This is a genomic window from Pseudomonas sp. NFR09 (assembly GCF_900111535.1).
Taxonomy (GTDB): Bacteria; Pseudomonadota; Gammaproteobacteria; order Pseudomonadales; family Pseudomonadaceae; genus Aquipseudomonas; species Aquipseudomonas extremorientalis.
On the sequence record NZ_FOIH01000008.1, the window covers coordinates 223,892 to 248,742 of the forward strand.

The 24,851-nt window shown below is 53.0% G+C and carries 24 protein-coding genes and 5 tRNA genes; 7 read left to right on the top strand and 22 right to left on the bottom strand.

The window, feature by feature from the left end; genetic code table 11:
- Positions 1 to 3: 3 nt before the first annotated feature.
- The 3 genes from BMX59_RS19155 to BMX59_RS30510 form a co-directional block, all read right to left on the bottom strand.
- Complete coding sequence (locus BMX59_RS19155; RefSeq protein ID WP_071492205.1) at positions 4 to 954, bottom strand: DUF979 domain-containing protein; 951 nt, start codon at positions 952 to 954, stop codon at positions 4 to 6.
- Positions 951 to 1,667, bottom strand: a complete 717-nt coding sequence (locus BMX59_RS19160) for a DUF969 domain-containing protein (protein ID WP_071492206.1) — start codon at positions 1,665 to 1,667, stop codon at positions 951 to 953. The genes BMX59_RS19155 and BMX59_RS19160 overlap by 4 nt, the downstream gene beginning before the upstream one ends.
- Positions 1,668 to 2,106: 439 nt before the next feature.
- A tRNA-Val gene (locus tag BMX59_RS30510) sits at positions 2,107 to 2,206 on the bottom strand.
- 23 nt (positions 2,207 to 2,229) lie between these two features.
- Here BMX59_RS30510 and BMX59_RS19165 point away from each other — a divergent pair.
- The 3 genes from BMX59_RS19165 to BMX59_RS19175 all read left to right on the top strand — a co-directional run bounded on the left by BMX59_RS19165 (position 2,230) and on the right by BMX59_RS19175 (position 6,203).
- Positions 2,230 to 3,186, top strand: a complete 957-nt coding sequence (locus tag BMX59_RS19165; RefSeq protein ID WP_093124622.1) for a tyrosine-type recombinase/integrase — start codon at positions 2,230 to 2,232, stop codon at positions 3,184 to 3,186.
- A 1,457-nt stretch (positions 3,187 to 4,643) separates the two neighbouring features.
- Complete coding sequence (locus tag BMX59_RS19170; RefSeq protein WP_093124627.1) at positions 4,644 to 5,120, top strand: HMG-box domain-containing protein; 477 nt, start codon at positions 4,644 to 4,646, stop codon at positions 5,118 to 5,120.
- A 435-nt stretch (positions 5,121 to 5,555) separates the two neighbouring features.
- Positions 5,556 to 6,203: a hypothetical protein gene (locus tag BMX59_RS19175; RefSeq protein ID WP_093124631.1), complete on the top strand. Its 648-nt coding sequence runs from the start codon at positions 5,556 to 5,558 to the stop codon at positions 6,201 to 6,203.
- A 560-nt stretch (positions 6,204 to 6,763) separates the two neighbouring features.
- On the opposite strand, the gene BMX59_RS30630 is transcribed toward BMX59_RS19175, so the two are convergent.
- On the bottom strand, positions 6,764 to 7,135 hold the full coding sequence (locus BMX59_RS30630; protein WP_093124634.1) for a zinc ribbon domain-containing protein: 372 nt from the start codon (positions 7,133 to 7,135) through the stop codon (positions 6,764 to 6,766).
- A gap of 396 nt (positions 7,136 to 7,531) precedes the next feature.
- The gene (locus BMX59_RS19185; RefSeq protein WP_139212905.1) at positions 7,532 to 8,113 is read right to left on the bottom strand and encodes a hypothetical protein; all 582 of its coding nucleotides are present in this window, start codon (positions 8,111 to 8,113) and stop codon (positions 7,532 to 7,534) included.
- Between the two features lie 105 nt (positions 8,114 to 8,218).
- Between BMX59_RS19185 and BMX59_RS19190 the strand changes: the two genes are divergently transcribed.
- The 3 genes from BMX59_RS19190 (at position 8,219) to BMX59_RS19200 (ending at position 9,537) form a co-directional block, all read left to right on the top strand.
- Complete coding sequence (locus BMX59_RS19190; RefSeq protein ID WP_093124640.1) at positions 8,219 to 8,440, top strand: helix-turn-helix domain-containing protein; 222 nt, start codon at positions 8,219 to 8,221, stop codon at positions 8,438 to 8,440.
- A gap of 32 nt (positions 8,441 to 8,472) precedes the next feature.
- Entirely contained in the window at positions 8,473 to 8,676 is a 204-nt protein-coding gene (locus BMX59_RS19195; RefSeq protein ID WP_093124643.1) for a hypothetical protein, read from the top strand.
- A 90-nt stretch (positions 8,677 to 8,766) separates the two neighbouring features.
- Positions 8,767 to 9,537: a recombinase family protein gene (locus tag BMX59_RS19200; RefSeq protein WP_256572980.1), complete on the top strand. Its 771-nt coding sequence runs from the start codon at positions 8,767 to 8,769 to the stop codon at positions 9,535 to 9,537.
- Positions 9,538 to 9,683: 146 nt separating this feature from the next.
- Here the strand turns inward: BMX59_RS19200 and BMX59_RS19205 are convergent, their stop codons facing one another.
- The 7 genes from BMX59_RS19205 to BMX59_RS19230 all read right to left on the bottom strand — a co-directional run bounded on the left by BMX59_RS19205 (position 9,684) and on the right by BMX59_RS19230 (position 15,369).
- Complete coding sequence (locus BMX59_RS19205; protein ID WP_139212906.1) at positions 9,684 to 10,484, bottom strand: DUF2971 domain-containing protein; 801 nt, start codon at positions 10,482 to 10,484, stop codon at positions 9,684 to 9,686.
- A gap of 379 nt (positions 10,485 to 10,863) precedes the next feature.
- Positions 10,864 to 11,505, bottom strand: a complete 642-nt coding sequence (locus BMX59_RS19210; RefSeq protein ID WP_093124649.1) for a hypothetical protein — start codon at positions 11,503 to 11,505, stop codon at positions 10,864 to 10,866.
- Between the two features lie 156 nt (positions 11,506 to 11,661).
- Entirely contained in the window at positions 11,662 to 13,554 is a 1,893-nt protein-coding gene (locus BMX59_RS19215) for an AAA family ATPase (RefSeq protein WP_139212907.1), read from the bottom strand.
- Positions 13,529 to 14,044, bottom strand: coding sequence for an ABC-three component system middle component 5 (locus BMX59_RS19220; protein ID WP_093124655.1), 516 nt, complete (start codon positions 14,042 to 14,044; stop codon positions 13,529 to 13,531). The genes BMX59_RS19215 and BMX59_RS19220 overlap by 26 nt, the downstream gene beginning before the upstream one ends.
- Positions 14,041 to 14,493, bottom strand: a complete 453-nt coding sequence (locus tag BMX59_RS19225) for an ABC-three component system protein (protein WP_139212908.1) — start codon at positions 14,491 to 14,493, stop codon at positions 14,041 to 14,043. The genes BMX59_RS19220 and BMX59_RS19225 overlap by 4 nt, the downstream gene beginning before the upstream one ends.
- Positions 14,494 to 14,557: 64 nt before the next feature.
- Complete coding sequence (locus BMX59_RS30230; protein ID WP_139212910.1) at positions 14,558 to 14,743, bottom strand: hypothetical protein; 186 nt, start codon at positions 14,741 to 14,743, stop codon at positions 14,558 to 14,560.
- A 549-nt stretch (positions 14,744 to 15,292) separates the two neighbouring features.
- A tRNA-Val gene (locus BMX59_RS19230) sits at positions 15,293 to 15,369 on the bottom strand.
- Positions 15,370 to 15,553: 184 nt separating this feature from the next.
- On the opposite strand from BMX59_RS19230, the gene BMX59_RS19235 reads away from it, so the two are divergent.
- Positions 15,554 to 16,837, top strand: coding sequence for an NAD(P)/FAD-dependent oxidoreductase (locus tag BMX59_RS19235; protein ID WP_093124661.1), 1,284 nt, complete (start codon positions 15,554 to 15,556; stop codon positions 16,835 to 16,837).
- Between the two features lie 162 nt (positions 16,838 to 16,999).
- Here the strand turns inward: BMX59_RS19235 and BMX59_RS19240 are convergent.
- The 10 genes from BMX59_RS19240 to accD all read right to left on the bottom strand — a co-directional run bounded on the left by BMX59_RS19240 (position 17,000) and on the right by accD (position 24,635).
- A tRNA-Asp gene (locus tag BMX59_RS19240) sits at positions 17,000 to 17,076 on the bottom strand.
- Positions 17,077 to 17,181: 105 nt separating this feature from the next.
- Positions 17,182 to 17,258 (bottom strand) — tRNA-Asp (locus tag BMX59_RS19245).
- Positions 17,259 to 17,313: 55 nt separating this feature from the next.
- A tRNA-Val gene (locus BMX59_RS19250) sits at positions 17,314 to 17,389 on the bottom strand.
- A 107-nt stretch (positions 17,390 to 17,496) separates the two neighbouring features.
- A complete protein-coding gene (locus tag BMX59_RS19255) occupies positions 17,497 to 18,261 on the bottom strand; it encodes an SDR family oxidoreductase (RefSeq protein ID WP_093124664.1) in 765 nt (254 codons plus the stop codon).
- Between the two features lie 11 nt (positions 18,262 to 18,272).
- Complete coding sequence (locus BMX59_RS19260; RefSeq protein ID WP_071492215.1) at positions 18,273 to 19,484, bottom strand: O-succinylhomoserine sulfhydrylase; 1,212 nt, start codon at positions 19,482 to 19,484, stop codon at positions 18,273 to 18,275.
- A gap of 65 nt (positions 19,485 to 19,549) precedes the next feature.
- Positions 19,550 to 21,055 (bottom strand): amidophosphoribosyltransferase, encoded by a 1,506-nt coding sequence (gene purF / locus BMX59_RS19265; protein WP_058426877.1) that lies wholly within the window; start codon positions 21,053 to 21,055, stop codon positions 19,550 to 19,552.
- A 41-nt stretch (positions 21,056 to 21,096) separates the two neighbouring features.
- Positions 21,097 to 21,654 carry a CvpA family protein gene (locus tag BMX59_RS19270; RefSeq protein WP_003192538.1) on the bottom strand — a complete coding sequence of 186 codons (558 nt, stop codon included), beginning with the start codon at positions 21,652 to 21,654 and terminating at the stop codon, positions 21,097 to 21,099.
- A 113-nt stretch (positions 21,655 to 21,767) separates the two neighbouring features.
- A complete protein-coding gene (locus BMX59_RS19275; protein WP_092250359.1) occupies positions 21,768 to 22,427 on the bottom strand; it encodes an SPOR domain-containing protein in 660 nt (219 codons plus the stop codon).
- Entirely contained in the window at positions 22,411 to 23,718 is a 1,308-nt protein-coding gene (gene folC / locus BMX59_RS19280) for a bifunctional tetrahydrofolate synthase/dihydrofolate synthase (protein WP_092250356.1), read from the bottom strand. The genes BMX59_RS19275 and folC overlap by 17 nt, the downstream gene beginning before the upstream one ends.
- Entirely contained in the window at positions 23,715 to 24,635 is a 921-nt protein-coding gene (gene accD, locus BMX59_RS19285; protein ID WP_025856447.1) for an acetyl-CoA carboxylase, carboxyltransferase subunit beta, read from the bottom strand. Before accD ends, folC begins: the two co-directional genes overlap by 4 nt.
- Positions 24,636 to 24,851: the final 216 nt, after the last annotated feature.

Here is a 24,851-nt window from a genome sequence, read left to right on the forward strand (position 1 = left end):
GCCTCACATCAACAGATAAAGCAGCACAATATTGACCACCAGCATCATCAACGCGGTCGGAAGCTGGGCCTTGATTACCGCATTCTTGTCCGGCAGCTCGAGCAACGCCGCCGGAACGATATTGAAGTTGGCTGCCATCGGGGTCATCAGGGTACCGCAGTAGCCGGAGAACATACCGATCGCCGCCATCACCGCGGGGTTACCGCCATAGATACCCACCAACACTGGCACGCCGACACCGCCGGTCATTACAGGAAAAGCTGCAAAGCCATTCCCCATGATCACCGTAAACAACGCCATGCCCAGCACATAGACGATCACCGCCACCAACTTGAAATCAAGGTTGATATAGGTAGTGGTGACGTGCGCGACAGCCGTACCAACCCCGGCTTCGTTGAACAGTAAGCCCAGCATTGCCAGCATCTGCGGCAGCACCATGGCCCAGCCAAGCGCTTCAGTCAGGCGACGGGATTCACGCAAGGCCTGCACCGGCGTATCACGGGTCAACCAGCACGCCAGGCCAAGGGCGATCAGGCAGCCGATACCGAGAGAAACGAAGGTCGTGTTTTTCGGGTCCAGCAATGGCACTCCGCCGATCTCGGTGTGCTTGAGCAACACCGATCCGATCACCGTGGTCAGCGGGATCGCCAACGCCGGGATGAACAGCTTGTGCCCCAGGCGACCAGCGCTGGCACGGGATGCTTTGTCGTGCAGCTCGGCATGCTTGCCTCGGCCGACGCCGCCCATGCCGGCTATCAAGGCCATGACCACTATGCCTACCCCGATAGCCACCGACGGCAGACGCTCACCGATCAGGAATGGAATGGCGAACAACAGCCAGAACAATGCACTGGTCCAGCGTTTGGGATGGGTGCGATCCATCAGGATCATGCCCGCCGTGATCAGCAGCAGAACCCCGGCCAGCCAGTACAGGTATTGAATGGAAATAATCATTGTGCGGCCTCCACGGGTGCAGCGGCCGGCGTCATCTCTCGGGTGAGCCTTCGGTCAAACCGATGCAGGCGGATCGCGTGAATGATGAAGGCGCAGATCGCCGTAGGAATCCCCCATACCGCAATATGCAGCGGCTCCACATCAATCCCCGAGCCCAGCAGGAAGGTGTGCATCAAGGCGATTGCACCGAAGGCGACAAAGATATCCTCACCAAAAAACAGGCCGACATTGTCAGTTGCCGCGCACATCGCCAGCACTTTATGACGCAGTTTTTCGGGAAGTTTGCCGTAGCGTTTTTCCGCTGCACCTTCAGCCATCGGCGCCAGCAGCGGACGCACCATCTGCGGATGCCCGCCCAGGCTGGTCAAGCCCATGGCGGCCGTGGATTCACGCACAAACAGATAGATGATCAACAAGCGCCCGACCGTGGCGCGCTCGAACCGTGCAATCCAATTCTGCGCATGCAGGCGCAGCCCATGCCGCTCCAGCAGTCCAATGACCGCCAGGGGCAGCAACAGAATCAATTGCAGGGCACGGGTCTGAAGGAAGCCATCGCCCATGGTGGCGAGGATTTTTTCCAGGGGGAAATGGGCGGCAAGCCCGGTGGCGATAGCGGCGGCGGTGACCACCAACAGAGGGTTGATACGCAATACAAAGCCAACCACGATCACCAGTACGCCGATCAACGGCCATAAGTTCACAACAGTTTGCATGGCGGTGAGGTCCTTAAGTGCGCGCTGCGGCGCCATTACAGCAGGATGTGAACAAAGGGTTCACAGCAGGAAGTGGCGTGCAGTCGGCTCGGTTTTTTATTGTTGACCCAGAAGGTCGAGCGTCAGTGGCCGCAACTTTGCTGCCTGGGGGCGGGAGGTGTCCAACAAGAAAAATTGTTGCTGCGAACCAATAAATTTTGTGGGTGGTTGAACATCGTGCATGTAGCGAGAGTGGATAGCCCCGCAGGGACTCACGCATCTCAGCGCCGCTTGTTTCTGAGGCCTGAGCGAGTAAACCGATGACGCCCCCCTCTTACCCGCCGGCCATGACCCGGAAGCATCTGGAGGGTTTTGCAAAAAAACTTGCAAATCGCACCAACAAAAAAGGGCCCACCTTTCGGTGAGCCCTTCTAGACCGCCCAGCAGAGCGGATTTTGTTTGGTAGGCGCGATTGGACTCGAACCAACGACCCCCACCATGTCAAGGTCTGCTGGGAGCGAGCTCCCAGCCCTGCTGCTCTTGGATTTCACAGAACGCCCATTCACATTATGAGGCGTCAACAATGGCTACTTTCCGCTCCCTTCCATCCGGCAACTGGAACGCTCAGGTACGCGTAAAAGGTAAATCTCCCCAGTCGAAAACCTTTAGCACGAAGGCCGAAGCAGAGTCATGGGCAAACCAGCTCGAAGCCGTGACAATGGAGCACAAGCACCACACCATCTATACGTTGGGCATGATCTACTGCGAAACGATGCTCAAGGGTAAAGGTAGCTACAACCACGCACTGAAGATCGTGGAGCATCTGGGCAGGCACTTCACTCAGCCCATTAACGAAATCACGCCACAGATGGTCAATGACTTCAAGATTATGCGATTGAAGAAGGTGAAGCCGTCCACGTGCAGGACGCAGCTCGCATTTATGTCCCGATTCTATAGGTTCGCCAAGCGCGGCCTGCTGATCGACATTCATAATCCTGTAAGTGATATCGCACTCCCAAAGCCAGACCGGTCTTCGGACAAGGTGATTAGGACAAGTGAGCTTGAGCGTTTGCTGGAAAAGCTCTCTCCCACCATGAAACTCATCGTAGAACTAGCATACGAAACTGCGATGCGACGCTCTGAAATCCTGAAGCTAACGAAAGACTGCCTGCACCTGAGTGATCGCATTGCCGATGTGATTGACGGGAAGAACGGTACACGGTCTGTCCCCCTCACCCGCCGAGCTGTTGAAATTCTCCACCTCGCCCAACTTTGGGCCACTGTGGGAGGTCACCCGAACGGTCAAGTGTTCACCGTCACACCGCACGCCGTAACTCAGGCTGTGCGCTTAGCGCGCGTAAAGGCAGGTTTAGATAGTAGCGTCAGGTTGCATCAACTCAGGCACACCAGAATCACGAACGTCGCGAAAAAGGGATTCAACAACGCTCAGATCATGATCGTATCTGGGCACCGTGATACACGGTCGGTTGCGCGATACTCCCATCTAAACGTGAGGGACGTATTGCACCTGATCGACTAATCAAACCGGGCGGCCAGCCATGTTGAATTACCAGCTGGCTGCCCCTCCCCATATACATGGCTCGGCAGATACAAGACAAAGTGCTGGGCCACTAAACCACGAAAGCCTTCCACAGCTTCCGCAACACAGTGATATACGGATGAGGCAGGTATGAGTGAGAGACTCCTTAGTCAAATGCATCGCTAGACATTAGGACTCTGCCGCCATCTTCGGTGTTTACGGTAGCCGAATTCATATTAAAGCGACGTTCGAAGCAATCAAAAACCTCAACTTCAACCTAGCAAAATAACTGAAGAAAAAGTTGACAAACTCGTCCAACATATTGACAAAAATGCGCTTACTAGTATATAATATGCACATATAGGGAGAAAAACTAAGACCAATCTTAGCGACCTGCTTTTCTTCTACCGTCAGTGACTGTTAGTTACCTTCCCCCTTAATTATTAGGCCACTCCTTCAGCGGGCGGCCTTTTTATTGCGCAACACCCAACACATACTCCAACTTTTTATTACCAACTCTAAACGGAGCAATTTTTTATGCCTGTAGAAAAACAATGCATTGTCTGTAACAGATCATTAGCCGGTAAACGTAGTCACGCGGTCACTTGCTCATCTACCTGTCGCGGAGTTCGCTGGAGGGCAAACAAAACACCAATGGTGCCTCTGAAGCTAGCATTCCGTATCAATCACTTTGAAGCAATCAAAGAAGCTGCCAAGGCATCTGGCGCATCTATCAACAAGTACGTGCATGGCCGTCTAACTAAATACTTGGAGCTTTCACAATGAAGGTATTCCTCAATGAACAAGCTGTTTTCCAACTGGAAGGGCTAATGCGTCGGGCTGGGTATAAAAATCATCAGCACTGTCTACAGGTGTTACTGAGCACGGTCACGAACAATCTACGCCGTGGTGACGCGAAGAAAGCTGCAATAAAAATCTAAACCCGTCAATCCAAAATACTTTCAACCTACACATTAGAGGATAGAACGTATCTTATAGAGGAATAAATATAAACTACTTGGCAATTCACAAACAATCTCAGTTAATTTTTAAAGCAATCACCACATCTCACACACCTACGCCGGATGAGCATCACGAGCTTCATCCCGTTTCAACCACAGTACTTAATAAATACTACAAACTCAAGTCTAAAGCTAACCGTCAAGGTGTGTTGGTAAATGTGGGTGACCTTGCTGCTGTAAGTCCGAGCTTCTTGGAATCACTGGTAGATTCGAAGCGTCGACAATAAGCCATTTCATTACCCCAAAACCCGTTAAATCCCCTCCCCCTATGCACCCTACAAGGTACGGTGTTTTGCATGGCTACATCCCTTGTAAACCGTGTATCTAAATCCTCAAAAACACCTTATCTCAGGTGTCTTCCAACTCAAGCACAATACAGAACAACCGCCATTCAGAATGCTGAATTTATTAAACAGAAAAAGGAAGAAGTAAAAAATGACTACCAAAGTATCCATTAAAGGTACCGCACCGAAGTTCGACGCTGCTATATTGATGCAGCGCCAAGAGGCTCGACATATTGTTTATGATCAAACTGATGAGTGCACTGCTCTCGTTCGTGGTGAGATCCCGGTTCAGTTTCTGACCAATGTAATTGATCATCATGCTAAGGGTTACATGCTTAGCCTGAAGTATCCGCCCTCTTTTGGCTCTGGCAGTTATTGGTGCCGCATGGAGAAACCTGAACATATCAAGATTGGCGAACGCCAAGCACTTGATGCCCAAGTGAAGCTTGAGTACATCGCTTGGCTTGAAAGCGAGCATGATAGGTATAAAAAAATGCTCACTGAGCAACTGCTTCAAGCAGCCGAGACCAAAGAGAAAATGAAAGAGGAAGCCAAGCGGGTCAAACTACTTTCAGAAATCGAAAAGGAAGTACTCGAAACATTTGGTGATTTGGGTATCCCTGAGTAACCCAGCAACACACGCTAAAAGCGACAGCAGCCAGAAGCTCCCACAAAGGCTTTACAGAGCGTTCCCGATGCAACCCTACCCAATGTGACCCCGACAGCTACCAAGGCTGTACGGGGCTTTACGTGCTTTCTGGAAAAGTATGAGGTCGGCACGAGCAACATCTCGTTCTTAGTTGGTTGCGCATTGTTTAACGATTAAGCAACAAACGCGCAAGTCGAGAAAGCAAACAATAAACCTCTTGACAAATACGGATCATTCGCGTATAAAGCAATCCTTACAGACAGCACCCAAAAGTATCAAATCAAGCCTCATGCACTCCTCTGACTCATCCCAGATCAGGATCGCATGGGTGTTTTTGCGTCTGCGATTTGTACAATCCACTGGCAGCCACCCAAGAGGAATGCCTATGAAATAAACTTAAAAGGAGAATGAACAATGGCACTTTACTGCCCAGCTTTTACCGCAACACCCTTTCTGCACGTCGATGGGCTATTGATCAGTTCAACAACTGGCGAAATCTTCGGCTATGACGACAAACCATCGGTTTTCAGCGAATGTCCCGACCAATGCCCCGGACTAAGCAGTTGCCGGAGTGTTGACGACCTGAGTGCGTTCCTGAAGCACAAGCTCATTGACCGTCGCAAGCTGCCTGCGCACACGCTGCACTCACTGATCTACGCACAAGACATTGCCCATGGCGTATGGCGCCGTGACGGCGTGGATTGTCGTATCACTCTGCCGATGATGAATACCCTTCGCAAGCTGCATGGGTTGGTTGAGTACCATAGCGTTATCATCATTGCTCAGGCTGATCTGGCGAAAGCACTGAACACGACAGAATCGAATCTGATGAAAAAGCTGAACACCTTAATCGATGCGAACATGTTAAGGGTCGATACATCAAGGGGTGGTGATATACGTAAGGGGGAGATCAAGCTTGCCATCAACCCTCGACTTATTTTCAGAGGACCGGACAAGGCACGTGACCGGTACATAGCGGCTTGGTATCGCCCAACGGGCTACCTGCATACGGGCGCCCTTCGCCCTTTCAGCGTGGACGAATGTCTCATCGAAGCCGCGTAGTGCTCCCGTAGGTTTTTTGAAAAAACTACGCTAAAAATGGTCTGCAAGCCACGTAAATAAAGGGGTTTGAAAAAATCCTATTATATATAGAGAGAGCGAAGCGAGCGATGCTTTGACTCTCGGGAGATTGTCCCGATGAATGCTCAGTTTTCAGGGAGGTCATCCCTGAAGCTGTGTCCTTGAGAAAGTTAAGAGAAAGATGGGATAAAACCCATCAAAATAAAAAGAAGGATAACCATGTCGTTACCACGACATAGATGTATATCCCTTAGTATGAGATCACTATCGTAGTTACGATAGGAATAAAATTCTGAGTAGACTCAGAAGACAGATCAAAGGCGGGAGGGGTTTATCACCCTTTTCTCCCTAAGAGCATTCACTCCTTCGTCGCTCACTGCTGACACGTTCTGTATTGAAGAGTTAAAACTCTATACGCCACTCCTGATTGTCAATCAGAGATGTTTGCAATCTTCTGTGTGCACACAGAACAATTAGATGTTGCTGTGCATCGCACAGAAAACGATACTACAGATTACTAGTCTTTAAACAAGTCTGAATAGCTAGGCATCAAGGTCTAATTTACTACCACAATGCTTGCACTTAATAGCCTCCACTCTTACAGGCTCAGCACAAAACTGGCACTTCTTCATACCACCATAACTTCCAGTATCAGCAGCCATTTGCTCTTTGTTCTTAGCCATTATCGCCCAGAAAAAACCAACAACCGGGCAGAGGAAAGCAACAACCCACATTGCAATAGGCTTAGCATCCATGTTATTTCCTAGAGAATAGGAAGCTATCATCATCAGCGGTACCGCAGGGGCAACCATAGAGAAGAAGAGAAGTAAACCTGAGCGTCCTTTTTTGTTTGCAATAAACGAGATAAGAACGCAAAGAATGATAAATACAACAAGCCAGTGTATAGGTTCCATTTTATTTTCCTAAATTAAAAAAACTGTGTGACTCGTAACACTTTGTTTGACCGAATTAAGAATCCCTAGCTTTGCTGAGAACTTATTTTCGCTTTGTAATAGTGGACTGCCAGCATTTTGTTTACCTGTGTAGGGTCTAGGAAGCGTCCCGCGCATCACTATCCGCGATTGATCCATGCCTGCCTCAAGTACGCAGATACTGGGCAACAGTGAATAACGTGATCATCCAAGGCTTTATCAGGTGCTTTATCAGGGGTAATAACTGAGCCAATACACCGACATCCTTGAGACAGAGCGGCTGTGCACCTGATTGTACGCAGCCTTTAGCCACTCCTTACTAAGCAGCGGTCATGCTCTCTACGAAATCGTAGAATTTAAACAACTCAGCACAGGCTTTCAAAGTTTTGATGCATTTTCGCTTACTTTCCCGTGCTCATCTCTCAAAGCTTCTACAGCGACAGATTTATTTATTAATGATATGGAGCTAGTATCAATATTATCGCTATACTTTCTCAAGATAATTTGTACTTTCTTACCTTCCCAATATGATTTTTCATTCTGGAACGTGGCACCAACCTTCGTCTTCACCATCTCCGTCTTTTGACTTTGTGGACGCCCATATTTTTGGGTGAGCAAAGCGACCACCGCATCGTAATCATCTGTCTTCGTGTTGAGTACAATTTCTCGGATCAAGGAGTCATGCGTCAACACGCCAGCTGTATAGCCATGCAACCCTAGAGAAGGCACGGCAAACAGAGGGTAGTAACCTTGAAATGGACGTTGATAACAGATTTCGGCAGGAACACTGTAGTCCGCTGGGCACTGCTTCATCTGATAAATCAGTTTCTCATCAAACTTAATGCCTAAAAATGTGGTGGGCTCTTGAACCCATGGCGTAGGTTCAGCATTTTTCTTAGCCCCATACGCCGAAGTTGCCAAACAAAGAATTGCCAATGCCGTTGATAGCTTTGCGTTCATTACAAACATCCCTTTGCAAGCCTTCATAAACCATCCTCATGTATCACTTGGTGTGTCATCATTTGGTGTGTTCACGATTAGAGCACAGACGCCCATCATTCGGGAATGCAGACAAACCAAAATCTCAGAAAGACCTTCGGGCAACGTGTGCGTGATCTACGCCACAGTCAGGGCTTCAGCCAAGAAGCATTTGCTGATAGGTGCGGCTTTGTACGGACATACATGTCGCGCATCGAGACAGGCACAGCGAACCCCAGCCTTGAGGCCACCAAAGTGCTTGCAGACGGTCTGGGTCTCTCCCTATCAGAGCTGTTACAAGGACTCTGAAGCTCATCACACATGGTTTACGGATGACAGCCATGCAAGACAACATAGCCACAGCAGATGTACTAACCCTACTATGGGAAGGGCAACTGCCCTGTGCGGCAGCCATTGAAGAATTGGCATTGTGGGCAAGGACGACAGGCTCACCTGAAGCTCATGAAAAAGCACTCAACGCACTCGAAACTCTAGATGCGAACGCATCAGCCATTACCGCAGGTATTCTCAAGCTTCGGGAATAGAAAGTGGTCGAACAATAAATATTACAAACCTAGAACGACCAAACAAAATATGTTACATTGACTTCTAGAGACATTCTCAGGAGCCAAGACATGTCCACCAACACCATCAACGTAGTGAGCTACTGTCGTGTGTCGAGCTCATCACAGGGGGAGAGTGGATTAGGTCTTGAGGCTCAACGTGAGTACATCACTCGTGCAGCACAACAGAACGGCTGGAACATCATCGGCGAGTTCATTGATGTGGTGTCAGGCAAGCTGGCAATCGAGGATCGTCCAGAAGGTGCCAAGGCTTTGACCCTGTGCAAACAGTCGAAGGCTCAACTGGTGGTAGCCAAGTTGGATCGCCTATCTCGCTCCGTCCACCACATCGCCCGCCTGATGGAACAGGCAGAGTTCAAAGTGGCAACCATGCCCCACGCTAAGACATTTGAACTTCACTTGTTTGCTGCACTGGCTGAACAGGAACGATCCTTCATTGCCAGTCGTACCAAGGAAGCTCTAGCAGCCCTGCAGGCTCGTGCTGATGATGGTGACGCACAGTCTGTCGAAAAGATTGCACGTCGTACTGCGGCACTGGAGAAAGGTCGCACCGCTACCAATCGGGCGAAGGCTAGTAAGGCAATTCAAGAGCGTGTGAACCACTGGCAAGAATCTGTGCGTGATCCCATTGATCTGTGCATTCGCAAAGGTGGTCGCACACTTCAACAGGTTGCTGACTGCCTGAACGGTAAGGGTGTCACCACAAGCCGGGGCGGTGAATGGTCATCAATCCAAGTAAGTCGAGTAATGAAGAACCTTGGGCTCCAGTTCCCTTTGAAACAAATCGCTCTCAATGCCTATAGAAGCAACGATCAATGCTGAGTGTGTACATGCACCCGGAATCTGCATAGGACCGCTCAAGCAAGCTGGCAGTCCGCTTCCATAGGATTTGGCGATTTAAGCCGCCCACCCTTCGCCAGAGAAGTCAGGGCAGTTAAGTCTAGTCAATCAATATCCACGGATTCACTTTAAGGTAATTTTTCAGCCCCCCGTGATTCTGACCCATTAAGACCTGCAGGGCGCCCATTCGATTCACTCTTTGCCCGTCGCTGGCTTACTGGTTTAACATGAACCACAGCTTCTCGACGTTGCTGAACCATTTTGAAATCATTGAAAGATGGCCGGACTTTTTTTACTTGGACCGACTTAACAACCTTTCCCACAGACTTGGCAGCGGCTTGGAGCGTCCATGGGCAGCGGTGGCCAAGAATAACTTCTCGCAGAACAAGCACTCGGTCATCAAAAGGTAGAAAGTGCTTACCATCAGCACCTTTAATTACCGTCTCACTTTTAAAGTTCACGATAAAGCGCCACTCCCGCTCATATGACCAATCTAGATACTTCGTAGTCATGAGTTCTTCAATGGCGTTTATATTAAGGTCACTTAAGGCCGGGCTCTCTCCAAGCAAGTGCGTTAGCCGATCCGACGTGTATCGGACTTCTTTGGGAGCTGCATCCACCACATCAAATCCGAGACAAATACCTTTGTGCTTGTCCCCATAATGCGCCCACATCACCGGACTCTGCCATGTTCGACTCAGACAAATTAGTCCGAATGTTTCACTCAGCCGCATTTGCGCATATTTCATAACTTTGCGAGCTTTACTTTCGCCTATGGATGCACCGAGTAATTCGAAAGGATCATTTAGTTCATCTATTGTCGATAGCTTAACTCGACGTTCCTTTAGGATGACCTTGGCCCAATGCTCAGACGTTAGGTAATACAGACGCAATTCAGCCCCCTTATTTTCGTGATAAAACTCGCTCAAAAAAATGACCTGCCTGTAACTCGTGTCCACGTCGATGTTTGCATAGGGTCCTTATCGCGAAGATGCGCTGTTAAGAACCCTATCGACTGTCACAAATGGTGTCCCCCCTACCCAGTCAAAAACCTGTGCTAATAGTCTTCTGAGGTCGTTAGCGTGGGGGCTCCTTTCTCTTTGTAGATTCTCAGTCCGTAAACCAAAACCCCGCGTTTCGCCCAGCAACAATGGGTCATTCAGTTCGGTCATCTCGCAGATGTAATCCTACAACAGGGTGATCCGCGTGAGCTTATGCAGGTCTTAGCGGCGGTATATCCAAAACTGTCGAGTGATATTGTTTTTGTCCGGCAACACCGTCAGCAGGCGCTGCCATACCGACCCGCCGCTATCTCTTATCAGTAATTGACGGGATCGGTCTGATCTGAAACTTCTTACTGAAGAGAGAAGACTTGAAATACTGCCCAACTCGCTCAGCACTCTCAATAAGGGCATCGATAGCCTCCTCCAGCCCATCATCTTTAAATGCAATGGATGGATCATTCGAGGGAAACGCTAGGTCGGGATTTGAAGTAATGCAGGGCACCGAGGGATGAGCAATTTCCTTTAAGTATGCGAGAAAGGCGCCCTCCGCCATCATCAAACCGTAACGGCGCCAAGCATACTTTTTTCCCCAGTAATACCCGTCCTTGGCCCGGTGTGTCACACGCTGGTCATTCTTCGCTTTGTTCTCTGCAAAGTCGTCTGAAGATTGTTGTTTGGCTGCAAGCAGGCTGAGGGTTTTGTTCACTGAATCAGCTTTGCCCATCGCCGAAGGCTCAACCACTCTCCTCCCGTCGGATTTGAGGGTGAAACCAATGTTGTACCTGTCTCCGTTGACGAGCACAGGCGCGCTGTTAGCCTCGAACTGGTATATGGTATCAGTACTAGCGGGAGTAAATTGATGCAAATACTTACCCGTCGACAATGGGGAAATAGTATAGCCAGTGATGATCACATTGTGGTGGGTCCGCAGGTCTCTTGACTTCATTGCTCAGCTTCCATGTGGGTGACTGCTTTCAACATAGTGGCAATGTGCCGTTTTTTCAAGAGACACCAACATCCAGTATCAACTTATATACTGAGCGACATGGTCAATCAGCGGCCAAGCTTTCGGCATCTCCACCTCGATATGATTAACGATCCGTCACTGCATTTTTAGACTCTTCGCATCCTCAGTGAAGTGTGAACCGACCCTTACACCGGGTACATCCAATTCGGGATGGATCGTTTTCGTGGCAATGATAATTTGATGATCTACCCCCTCAACTGAGAAGTACTTTTTTATATTCATTTGAAGATTCTGAGATCGCTGATCTTCCAATCCAAAATTCTCGATACCATCCAAGATCAGAAGTCTTGGAAAACGAACATAATCTTTGACCAACGACAGCTTCAGAAGAGCAAGATGAAAGGCGTTATTTAAATATGATATTGAGCTTTCGGAAAAATACGTTTTCCCATTTACAGAAACCCTACTAGAAGCGAAATCATATTCAACCTCCTCAGCTTCCTTGAACTCCTTCTCACTGCCTGAGTCAGACTTCAAAAACGCAATGACAGTTTCAGATATGATTGAGTGAACTTCACCCGGCCGCACTCTAGCAAGCCCTTCTTTTAGCTCTATAGAGCCTTTCAGATGAGAAACCCTACTTTGCAGCCCCTCTCTCTTACTTGACAATGCTGCTATAGCGTTTCTCAACTCCTCGGTACGCTCCAAATCTACTATTTTCTGCTCAAGTTCACCGACTTTCGCATAATAAACGAACAACCCTTTTTCGAGTTGACTATTATGGACAGAAACTGTAGCAATTGACTTTGTCACTGCCTGCCTCAACTGCCTCTCGCACTCTTTTTTCTTCTTACTATTTTCATTTAATGCTTCATTTTTTCGATCATATATCTTATTTGACTCACGCAACTGAATACTGAGTTCATTTTTCATTCTGAGCATATTCGTATTTCTACGAGTCAAATAGTCATCACTCCCACAAAGCGAACATTCATCGCCAGTCACATCAGGGAGTTCGGAAAAACAGCAAGGACACACTTTGAAGGCAACAGAGTTCAATACACTGCCAGCCTCTAAGGAATCATTTACCTCTCGTAGCTTTTGATTTAGCTCACTAAGAAACAACCTTATATCTTCAACTTCAAACTCCAAGTCTCGCTGGGTAACCTCAAGATCGTATAAAGTCTCCTTAATTTTTGTGATATCCGCAGCGGACTGATTCGTGGCTAGTTTTTCTTGTTTATACTCAAGCTTAGTGTCTTCTTGCAGGGCAATAATTTTTTCCCTGATAGATTTTATCTCCTCAAGGTAAGACGCCCGCAACTGTTCAGTCGAAAATAACTCGGAAGAAATTTGCGTCCTCCCTAACACACTAGTGATGGCTCGTATCTCGGAGATAATTTTATCTAGAGCCTTCTCACTTCTACCAAGCTCAATTTTTTCATCATAAAGATCATTATCGTAAAGCCCACAAAGATACTTTCCAATCGCCTCTCGTTTAAATGCAGAGTCAAAAGCCTCAATATTAAATATACTTGAAGGAGGATTCGCCTGATTGCTATAAATCAGCCTTAACAACTGGTGCATTGTTAAGTTCTCACTTGCATCAAGCTTTACTTCCGGTATAGCAAGAACCTCAAATAATTTTTGCGAAAAACTTTCTTTGGCTCCAGAGTTATAAGGATAAGAAAACCACTCTGAACGGCCCGCTCTTAAACCCGAAGCAAGATCACCGAAGAAAAATTGCATACTGGCACGTTGAGTTTGAAGGGCTCGATTTAATGTTACCGTTTGCCCATTCAACTCACACTCTATAAAAACCTCGTCGCACGAGCCAGCCTCTTGCTTCCAATGCTGAACTTCATACCCTAGGCCATAAACTAATAATTGGACCACGGAGGTTTTCCCCCCTCCGTTACAACCTGATAAAATATTCAGACCAGAGTGAAACACCTCATCATATACGGCCTTTCCGGACTTTGCCGCAAGAAGGCGTTTAATCTTAATTGTTGGCTTGCGGATAATCATAATTAAAATCCATTAATTTGCTGGCTGCTTTAAGCCCTGACTTTCCGAGGATCGGCATTTGCGCCAGATACTTTGCCTCAAAGCTCAAAGCCTCCCTAGATATACTACTATCATCGCCATATACAATCTTCTTCAAAGTCTCTGGTATTTCACTCTTACTAAATTTGACAACAGAGCTGTCATCAACATGCAGAAAACCTATGCTCTCTGCCATTTGAAGCGAGGCAAAAAAAATTGGATTCATTCGATTGAAAAGAGTATACGGCTCAAAATTATTATAAGGCGATTTGTATTTTCTAAATTTATTCTTTTCCTGCATGACATCTCGCGACAATGGCATATCCGCGATATGAGCAGGAAAGGCAACTAAAAAGTTGAAAATCTGCAACCGTTCGACTTCTGCCTCATCGCTTACACTGAAGTCGCAAATTGCAGCGAGCCTCAACAATGTATGTATTGGATCGAATGCTTTATTGTATAGGAGCATCATTTCCACTCCAAATGACAATTTCCAGTAAGGAAATAAAGCATTCCTTTTATCTGCCTATTATAAATATCCAATACATTCTCACCTAGATTTTTTCTTATTTCTGCTTCTAGGTGCTGCGCAATAAGCTGCTCAGCGACTAATTTAGTCACTCCACATGTTATAAGCGGTTTAATCTTACAATTAAAAACACTAGCCACTTCATCCAAAAGCAATGCAATCATTTTTTGTGCTGATTTGAAGTTTTGATTTTTCATAATCAGCATTGAAATTAACTGCTTTAGCTCTTCAGCCTCTGCGACCAACTCACCAAGATTCACTTCCGCAAGTTTGGTTTCTAAATTTCGTATCTCATATTTTTGACTATTGTAGTGCAACAACTCATCAATCAGACTATGAACTTCCGCCCCATTCCTCACCTCTTCTTTATACACATCTACCAGCAAATCCATTTGCGTCGGTCTCGGAAGAATATTCTGATTAATTACATCACGCCCTACATACGAGCCATAAAAATTAGAATTCTTTATCCTGTTTAGGAGCCACCCCATTCATATCCCTCCCTGCATACGGTCCGTGAAAGGTGCTGTTTTTTATATTATTCTTTGTTCCACCCTTAAACTTAATCATCACTTTTACTCCCAACCCGAGTACAGCGAGACCACCTAAAACGATTAATCCATAGATAGCAAGATCATTCAATTTAAATCCCCCTTCAACAGTAAATCGCCTAACTCTTAAGACGTAAAGCCGACTCCTGAGTGCCCCACATACGCCCAACCGAGGCGGAAGCTGCAGCCTCCTCTACAAGCAAGATGCCACTATACATCGACAAGCGTAAAGCCAACGCATTGAGTACAAGAGTTTTTTGGGTGTCGAACAAGCGCTTAGGGCAGGACGACAGGACCTAACGAGAGACGGAAAAGGCTTTCAATCAGATAAACTCGCCGGCACCGCGCACCACTTAGGTGTCTCTAAACGCTGTTGCAGCTCGAGACACTCTCAGAAAAATACTTAATAATTCAACTAGTTATAGATTTTACAACCCCGCAAGCTGCACTCCCGCCCCCGACTTTTACGCCGCCAAGTCAAAAAAAATCTCAAACAAAAATGAGCTTCTACGGGCATTCACATTGCCCAGTGTGAACAACCCCGATATTTTGTGAACGTTCTGCATGAAATCCAAGACAACAAAAAAGGGCCCACCTTTCGGTGAGCCCTTCTAGACCGCCCAGCAGAGCGGATTTTGTTTGGTAGGCGCGATTGGACTCGAACCAACGACCCCCACCATGTCAAGGTGGTGCTCTAACCAACTGAGCTACGTGCCTGCTGTGAGGCGGCATTCTACGGAATTCCGGAGGGGTGTCAACATCTTTTTTGCAGCTAACCCTATGAATATGCGAATTTTTTATTTGCGTGGGGTACACCTGCGGATTTCGGGTGGCTGGCAGGCAATTTTCAACTCAGGTAGGATCGGCGCACTCGTAAAAAATATAAAACAGAGGTTCCAGGATGGCGAACACCCCCTACCCCCAGTCGTATTACGCCGCTTCCGCGAATGCAGCTCCACCTCGTCCAGTCCTGCAAGGCGACGTCGAAACCGATGTGTGCGTGATCGGCGCCGGCTACACCGGCCTCTCCAGCGCCCTGTTCCTGCTGGAGAGCGGTTTTCGCGTGACGGTGCTGGAAGCCGCCAAGGTGGGGTTTGGCGCCTCGGGCCGCAATGGCGGGCAGATCGTCAACAGCTACAGCCGTGATATTGATGTAATCGAGCGCAGTGTCGGCCCCAGGCAGGCGCAACTGCTGGGGCAGATGGCGTTTGAAGGCGGCAAGATCATTCGCGAGCGGGTGGCCAAGCATCAGATTCAGTGCGACCTGAAGGATGGTGGTGTTTTCGCCGCGCTCAACAGTAAGCACATGGACCATCTGGAGTCACAGAAGCGTCTATGGGAGCGCTACGGCCACACCCAACTGGAGCTGCTGGACGAACGCCGTATTCGCGAAGTAGTGGCCTGTGACAACTACGTCGGCGGCCTGCTGGACATGAGCGCGGGGCACATCCACCCACTCAACCTGGCACTCGGCGAAGCGGCCGCCGTGGAGTCCCTGGGCGGCACGATCTACGAGCAATCCGCTGCCGTGCGTATCGAGCGCGGCGCCAACCCGGTGGCGCATACCGCCGAGGGCAAGGTCAGGGCCAAGTTCATCATCGTCGCGGGGAATGCCTACCTGGGCAACCTGGTGCCGGAGTTGGCCGCCAAGTCCATGCCGTGCGGCACACAAGTGATCACCACCGCCCCCTTGGGCGATGAGCTGGCGAGAACGTTGCTGCCGCAGGATTACTGCGTCGAAGACTGCAACTACCTGCTCGACTACTACCGCCTCACGCGCGACAAGCGTCTGATCTTCGGCGGCGGCGTGGTGTATGGCGCGCGCGACCCGGCGAATATCGAAGCGATCATCCGCCCGAAGATGCTCAAGGCCTTCCCGCAACTCAAGGACGTGAAGATAGACTACGCCTGGACCGGCAATTTCCTGCTGACCCTGTCGCGTTTGCCGCAGGTGGGTCGCCTGGGCGACAACATCTACTACTCACAGGGCTGCAGCGGCCATGGCGTGACGTATACGCACCTGGCGGGCAAGGTACTGGCAGAGGCACTGCGAGGCCAGGCAGAGCGTTTTGACGCGTTTGCCGACCTGCCGCACTACCCGTTCCCGGGAGGGCAACTGTTGCGCACACCATTTGCGGCAATGGGTGCCTGGTACTACGGGCTACGCGACAAATTGGGATTCTGACTCGAACCTGTAGGAGCCCGTTTGCAGGCTCCTACAGGTCGCACTTATCAAATCACAGACACAAAAAACCCCGGTCTTTCGACCAGGGTCTTTGCTATCGGATCAAAGTAGCCAGAGGCTCGCTTTGTGCTTCAAGGCGTTCAGTGGGCCTTGAGACAGATATGGCGCAGCGGACGGGACTCGAACCCGCGACCCCCGGCGTGACAGGCCGGTATTCTAACCGACTGAACTACCGCTGCGTATCGCTTGACCGGCTGAACATAAGGCTTCAACCGTCTTTAAACATCTGATCGATCAGCCTTGGCTGTTCAATCTCAAGTCCGACACATCGAACCTGGAAAATATGGCGCAGCGGACGGGACTCGAACCCGCGACCCCCGGCGTGACAGGCCGGTATTCTAACCGACTGAACTACCGCTGCGCGTCGGTGCAACCTTTAACGTTGCGTCTTGCCCTGAAGCAAAACTCTCAAGAAGTGGTGGGTGATGACGGGATCGAACCGCCGACCCTCTGCTTGTAAGGCAGATGCTCTCCCGGCTGAGCTAATCACCCTTTGCTTCGTTGAGGCCGCGAAATTTACGCAGGTAGCGGACCTAAGTCAATAGCCCGCTTGAAGTTTTTCTGAAAAAGACAAAATTGCTTCAAGACAGCTATCCACCCTACTCGCTGTAAATCATCTTCTTGCTCATGCCGCCATCCACGACAAACTCTTGCCCGGTAACAAACCCCGCCTGGCGCGACAGCAGCCACGCCACCATTGCCGCCACGTCTTCCACCGTACCTACCCTGCCCGCAGGATGCTGGGCGTGATCGGCGTCACTCAAGGGCTCGGCACGCCGGGCCGCCGGATCCCGCGCATCGATCCAGCCGGGGCTGACCGCGTTGACCCGCACTTCCGGCCCCAGGCTCATCGCCAGGGCGTGTGTCAGGGCCAGCAAGCCGCCCTTGCTCGCGGCATAGGCCTCGGTGTCAGGCTCCGATTGGCGAGCCCGCGTCGACGCCAGGTTGACGATAGCGCCGCCATGGGCACGCAGATACGGCGCACAGTGCTTGGCCAGCAACATCGGCCCACTGAGGTTCACCGCCAGCACCCGATTCCAGTACGCCAGGTCCAGGCTTTCCAGCGTGATGTTGCGCGGGTCGGCCACCGCCGCGTTGCAGACCAACGCGTCCAGGCGCCCGAACTGCCCCAACACCTCGGCGACCCCCTGGGCGACTTGCTTCTCGTCGGCCACGTCCATGCTGATAAACCAGGCATTCTCGCCCAACACCTTGGACACCTTGGAACCGCGCTCGCGGTCCAGGTCGGTCAACACCACTTGCCAACCCTCACTGATCAGCCACGCGGCAATCCCGAGGCCAATGCCTCGCGCCGCGCCCGTCACCAGCGCGACACGCCCGTTACTGGCGGCTGCGACTTCCATGGACCACTCGATCACAAGGCCGCCAACCCGCGAGCCAGATCAGCCTGCAAGTCCGTCACGTCTTCCAGGCCTACCGCAATGCGGATCAGACTGTCACGAATACCGGCCGCCTCACGCTCCTGCGGCGCCAGGCGGCCGTGAGACGTGGTGCTCGGGTGGGTAATGGTGGTTTTGCTGTCACCCAGGTTGGCGGTGATGGAGATCAGGCGTGTCGCATCGATAAAGCGCCAGGCGCCCTCTTTGCCGCCCTTCACTTCGAAACTCACCACAGCACCGAAACCGCGCTGCTGACGCTGAGCCAATTCGTGTTGCGGGTGGCTCTTGAGGCCGGCGTAGTGCACCTTCTCGATGCCGTCCTGTTGCTCCAGCCATTCGGCCAGGGCCTGGGCGTTGGCGCAATGGGCCTTCATGCGCAGGCTCAGGGTTTCCAGGCCTTTGAGGAAGATCCAGGCGTTGAACGGGCTCAAGGTCGGGCCAGCGGTGCGCAGGAAGCCGACGACTTCCTTCATCTGTTCGCTGCGACCCGCCACCACACCACCCATGCAACGGCCCTGGCCATCGATGAACTTGGTGGCCGAGTGCACAACGATATCCGCGCCCAGCTTCAACGGCTGTTGCAACGCCGGAGTGCAGAAGCAGTTGTCCACCACCAGCATTGCGCCCTTGGCGTGCGCCACTTCGGACAACGCAGCGATATCCACCAGTTCGGCCAGAGGGTTGGACGGCGACTCGACGAACAGCAGCTTGGTGTTGGCCTTGATCGCCCCATCCCAGCCGGACAGATCCGCCAGGGGCACGTAATCGACTTCGATGCCGAAACGCTTGAAATACTTTTCGAACAGGCTGATGGTCGACCCGAACACGCTGCGCGACACCAGCACATGGTCACCAGCGCTGCACAGGCTCATCACCACCGCCAGGATGGCGGCCATGCCGGTCGCCGTTGCAACCGCCTGCTCAGCGCCTTCCAGCGCCGCGATACGCTCTTCGAACGCACGCACGGTCGGGTTGGTGTAACGCGAATACACGTTGCCCGGCACTTCGCCGGCAAAGCGCGCAGCGGCATCGGCCGCAGTACGGAACACGTAGCTGGAGGTGAAGAACATCGGATCACCGTGCTCACCTTCCGGGGTGCGGTGCTGGCCGGCGCGCACAGCCAGGGTATCGAAAGCTACGCCATCGAGGTCGCTGTCCAACCGACCGGCATCCCATTCCTGACTCATGCTGCCACTCCTTACTCAATTCTTTATTTAAGATACAAAACCGGCCCCTCAGGGCCGGTTGTCACTCAGTTGTTGTACAGGTCGATGATCGCGCTGACCGCCTGGGTCTTGATCTTCGACGAGTCGTTGCGCGCCTGCTCGATCTTGTTCAGGTAGGCCTCATCAACGTCGCCTGTCACGTACTTGCCGTCGAACACCGCGCAGTCGAACTGCTCAATCTTGATCTTGCCACCACCGACCGCTTCGATCAGGTCTGGCAGGTCCTGGTAGATCAACCAGTCGGCGCCGATCAGGTCGGCCACGTCCTGTGTCGAACGGTTGTGTGCGATCAGTTCGTGGGCGCTCGGCATGTCGATGCCGTACACGTTCGGGTAACGCACGGCAGGCGCTGCGGAACAGAAGTACACGTTCTTCGCACCGGCTTCGCGGGCCATCTGGATGATCTGCTTGCAGGTGGTGCCGCGCACGATGGAGTCATCCACCAGCATCACGTTCTTGCCGCGGAATTCCAGCTCGATGGCATTGAGCTTCTGGCGTACCGACTTCTTGCGCGCTGCCTGGCCCGGCATGATGAAGGTGCGGCCGATGTAGCGGTTCTTCACGAAGCCTTCGCGAAACTTGACGCCCAGGTGATTGGCCAGTTCCAGCGCGGCGGTGCGGCTGGTGTCCGGGATCGGGATCACTACGTCGATGTCGTGCTCCGGGCGCTCGCGCAGGATCTTCTCGGCCAGCTTCTCGCCCATGCGCAGACGCGCCTTGTAGACCGAAACGCCGTCGATGATCGAATCCGGACGCGCCAGGTAGACGTGTTCGAAGATGCACGGGGTGAGCTTCGGCGCCACGGCGCACTGACGGGTGTGCAGCTTGCCGTCTTCAGTGATGTACACCGCTTCGCCCGGCGCGAGATCGCGAATCAGGGTGAAGCCCAGCACGTCCAGGGACACGCTTTCGGAAGCGATCATGTACTCGACGCCTTCGTCGGTGTGACGCTGGCCGAACACGATCGGGCGGATGCCGTGCGGGTCACGGAAACCGACGATGCCATAGCCGGTGACCATGGCCACTACCGCGTAACCACCGACGCAACGGTTATGCACGTCAGTAACGGCGGCGAATACGTCTTCTTCGGTCGGCTGCAGCTTGCCACGCTGGGCCAGCTCGTGGGCGAACACGTTGAGCAGCACTTCCGAGTCGGAACTGGTGTTGACGTGGCGCAGGTCAGATTCGTAGATCTCCTTGGCCAGTTGTTCAACGTTGGTCAGGTTGCCGTTGTGCGCCAGGGTGATGCCGTAAGGCGAGTTGACGTAGAAAGGTTGAGCTTCGGCCGACGTCGAGCTACCGGCAGTCGGATAACGCACATGGCCAATGCCCATATGCCCGACCAGACGCTGCATGTGACGCTGATGGAACACGTCACGTACCAGACCATTGTCCTTGCGCAGGAATAACCGGCCGTCGTGGCTGGTCACAATACCGGCAGCGTCCTGGCCGCGGTGCTGGAGGACGGTTAGCGCGTCATACAGCGCCTGATTGACGTTCGACTTACCGACGATACCGACGATGCCACACATGCGACGCAACCCCTACTTAATGAATCTTGACTGAACACAACTTACTGAGGCGTTTTGGCCGGCAAGAGGTGTTCCTTGAACGGAAGATCAGCGGGTACGCTGATTCCGCTGGCCAGCCACTGACTGCTCCACCCCAGAATGAGGTTCTTGGACCAGTCTGCAACCAATAGAAATTTTGGCACGAGTACCGACTCCTGCCACCACGAATCCTGCTGTACCGGCCCCAGGCTCAAGAGCCCGACCGCCACGACCACCAGCAACGCGCCACGCGCGGCGCCGAAGGCCATGCCGAGAAATCGATCGGTCCCGGAGAGGCCGGTGACACGTATCAACTCGCCAATAAGATAATTGACCATTGCCCCCACCAGCAGCGTGGCGATGAACATGATGGCGCAGCCCGCGATGACGCGAGCCGAAGGTGTCTCGATGTATCCGGCCAGGTAGACCGACAATGAACCACCGAACATCCAGGCTACGACTCCTGCGATGATCCAGGTCAGCAACGACAGTGCTTCTTTGACGAAGCCGCGGCTTAGACTGATCAAAGCGGAGATGGCGACGATTGCAACAATCGCCCAATCAACCCAGGTAAATGGCACGTTGGAGCCTACGGACAGATGAGGCGGCGCATTTTAGCAGAGCGTCGGGCTATCGGTAAGCTGTGATTGTGGCTGCCTTGCAAATCAGTAGTTTGGGACGAGCAAATCCGCTTTCAACCCCGCTCAGGCTGGAACCGGGTCACGAAACCCTTGAGGTTCTGCTGGCGATCCAGCAAATCCCGCAGGCGGTCTGCCTCGGCACGCTCGATCAGCGGCCCGATAAACACCCGGTTCTTGCCATCGGCACTACGGATATAGGCGTTGTAGCCTTGGCTACGCAGCTTCTTTTGCAACGCGTCGGCGCCCTCGCGGCTGCCCAGGCTGGCCACCTGGATCGACCAACTGATCGGCAAGCCATTCGGATCGATGCGGCTCTGGCCGACATCCGGCTTGCCCGGCGCGGCGGGCTGCGGCGCTACCGGCTTGGGCGCAGGTGCCGGCGCAGCAGGCTTGGCCGCTACGGTCGGCGCGGGCGCCGGCTTGACCACCGGCACGCTCGGCTGCACCGGCATCGACGGCGCTTGCTGCGCGGCTACCTGAGCATCAGTCGGCACCGGTTCCTCCTCCGGCAAGGCCTGAGGCTCTGGAACCACCACTGGCTCAACCTGCACCTGAGGCACCGTGGGCGCCTGGGGCGCGGCCGGCGCCTCGACAACGACCTGACGCTCTTCATCCTGGCGAGAAAACAGCATTGGCAGGAAGATCACCGCCAATGCCACCAGCACCAGGGCACCGACCATTCGCTGCTTGTATGCGCTATCCAGTAATGCCATGTGCAGCTTCCTCCGTGGAGCGCCGGGCTAACCACTCAAGCGCCTCGGCAACACAATAAAATGACCCGAACAACAGAATCTCATCGTCGGGCGTGGCAATGGCGCACTGTGCTTCAAGGGCATCGGTCACGCTTGCATACGACGTCACCGGCGCAGCAAGGTTCTGCAAGGCCGCTTCCAGCTCGGTGGCCGGGCGGCTGCGCGGTGTATCCAGCGGCGCGACGGCCCAGGCCTGGACACTGCCCAGCAAGGGCGCGACCACCCCTTCCAGGTCCTTGTCGGCCAGCAGACCGAACACAGCCAAGCGACGACCGACCGGCGGCGTACGTGACAGACGCTGCGCCAGGTACTCGGCCGCATGGGGGTTATGCCCCACGTCCAGCAGCAGGTTCAGGCGCTTGCCCTGCCATTCGAATTCACGTCGGTCCAGACGCCCTACCACGCGAGTCGCCAGCAAGGTGGCCGCGATCTGTTCGGCATTCCACGGCAGATCCAGCAGCAGATAGGCTTGCAGCGCGAGCGCGGCGTTTTCCATCGGTAGATTCAGCAGCGGCAGGCCGCTCAGCTCGACAACCTGGCCACGGGCATCACGCCCACGCCACTGCCAGTCAAAGGCGCCGATCTCGAGATTGAATTCGCGGCCACGCAGGAAAAATGGGCAATCCAGCTCACGCACCTTGTCCAGCAAGGTGTGCGGAGGGTCGATATCACCACATAACGCCGGCTTGCCCTGGCGGAAGATCCCGGCCTTTTCATAGGCCACGGACTCACGGGTATTGCCAAGATAGTCGGCGTGGTCCACGCCAATACTGGTGATCAACGCCAAATCGGCATCCACCACGTTGACCGTATCCAGGCGCCCACCCAAGCCGACTTCCAGCACGACCACATCCAGTTGCGCACGCTCGAACAGCCAGAACGCCGCCAGGGTGCCCATCTCGAAGTAAGTCAGGGAGATCTCGCCCCGGCCCGCATCGAGTGCGGCGAAGGCTTCGCAGAGTTGCTCATCCGTGGCTTCGACACCGTTGAGCTGCACCCGCTCGTTATAACGCAGCAGGTGCGGGGAATTGTAGACGCCGACTTTCAGCCCCTGGGCCTGCAGCAGCGCCGCGACAAAGGCACAGGTAGAGCCTTTGCCGTTGGTGCCGGTCACCGTGATCACTCGCGGCGCCGGGCGGCCCAACCCGAGGCGGGCCGCTACCTGTTGCGAGCGCTCCAGGCCCATGTCGATGGCGGACGGATGCAACTGCTCAAGGTAGGCGAGCCACTCGCCCAGGGTACGTTGGGTCATAGGTTTGCAGGCACCGGCGGCACGACGATCGGCTCGACTTTAGGCGCGACGTACACCGGAGTCGGCAGGCCCATCATTTGCGCCAGCAGGTTGCCCAGGCGTGGACGCAGCTCACCGCGCGGGATGATCAGGTCGATCGCACCGTGCTCCAGCAGAAACTCGCTGCGCTGGAAACCTTCCGGCAGTTTTTCACGCACGGTCTGCTCGATCACGCGCGGGCCGGCAAAGCCGATCAGCGCCTTGGGCTCGCCGACGATCACGTCACCCAGCATCGCCAGGCTGGCGGAAACGCCGCCGTAGACCGGGTCGGTCAGCACGGAGATGAACGGGATGCCTTCTTCACGCAGGCGTGCCAGGACCGCAGAAGTCTTGGCCATTTGCATCAGGGAGATCAGGGCTTCCTGCATGCGCGCACCACCGGAGGCCGCGAAGCAGATCATCGGGCAACGGTTTTCCAGGGCATAGTTGGCGGCGCGGACAAAGCGCTCACCGACGATGGCGCCCATGGAGCCACCCATGAAGGAGAACTCGAATGCCGACACCACGACCGGCATGCCCAGCAGCTTGCCGCTGACGGAAATCAGGGCGTCTTTCTCACCGGTCTGCTTTTGCGCAGCGGTCAGGCGGTCCTTGTACTTCTTGCCATCACGGAACTTCAGACGGTCAACCGGCTCCAGGTCGGCGCCCAACTCGTTACGGCCTTCGGCGTCGAGGAAGATGTCGATGCGGGCGCGGGCGCCGATACGCATGTGGTGGTTGCACTTGGGGCAAACGTCCAGGGTCTTTTCCAGCTCCGGGCGGTACAGCACCGCGTCGCAGGACGGGCACTTGTGCCACAGACCTTCAGGAACCGAGCTTTTCTTCACCTCGGAACGCATGATCGAAGGGATCAGTTTGTCTACTAACCAGTTGCTCATGCTTTCTTTCTCCAGTACCGGTGGCTTGAACACAGCCCCGCGTATGCCCTTGAGCTAAATTCATATGTGGCGATGACACAGGCTGGACGGGGTCAGACGTTCGACCGGCCTTTTCCTGCCTGTATCCTCAGCCTTCCAGACAACCTGCCAGCGCAGGGTTGCCACTTCGTTTCCGGGCCACCACAGGCGGCGCCGGGCTGTTTTACACAGTGGTAG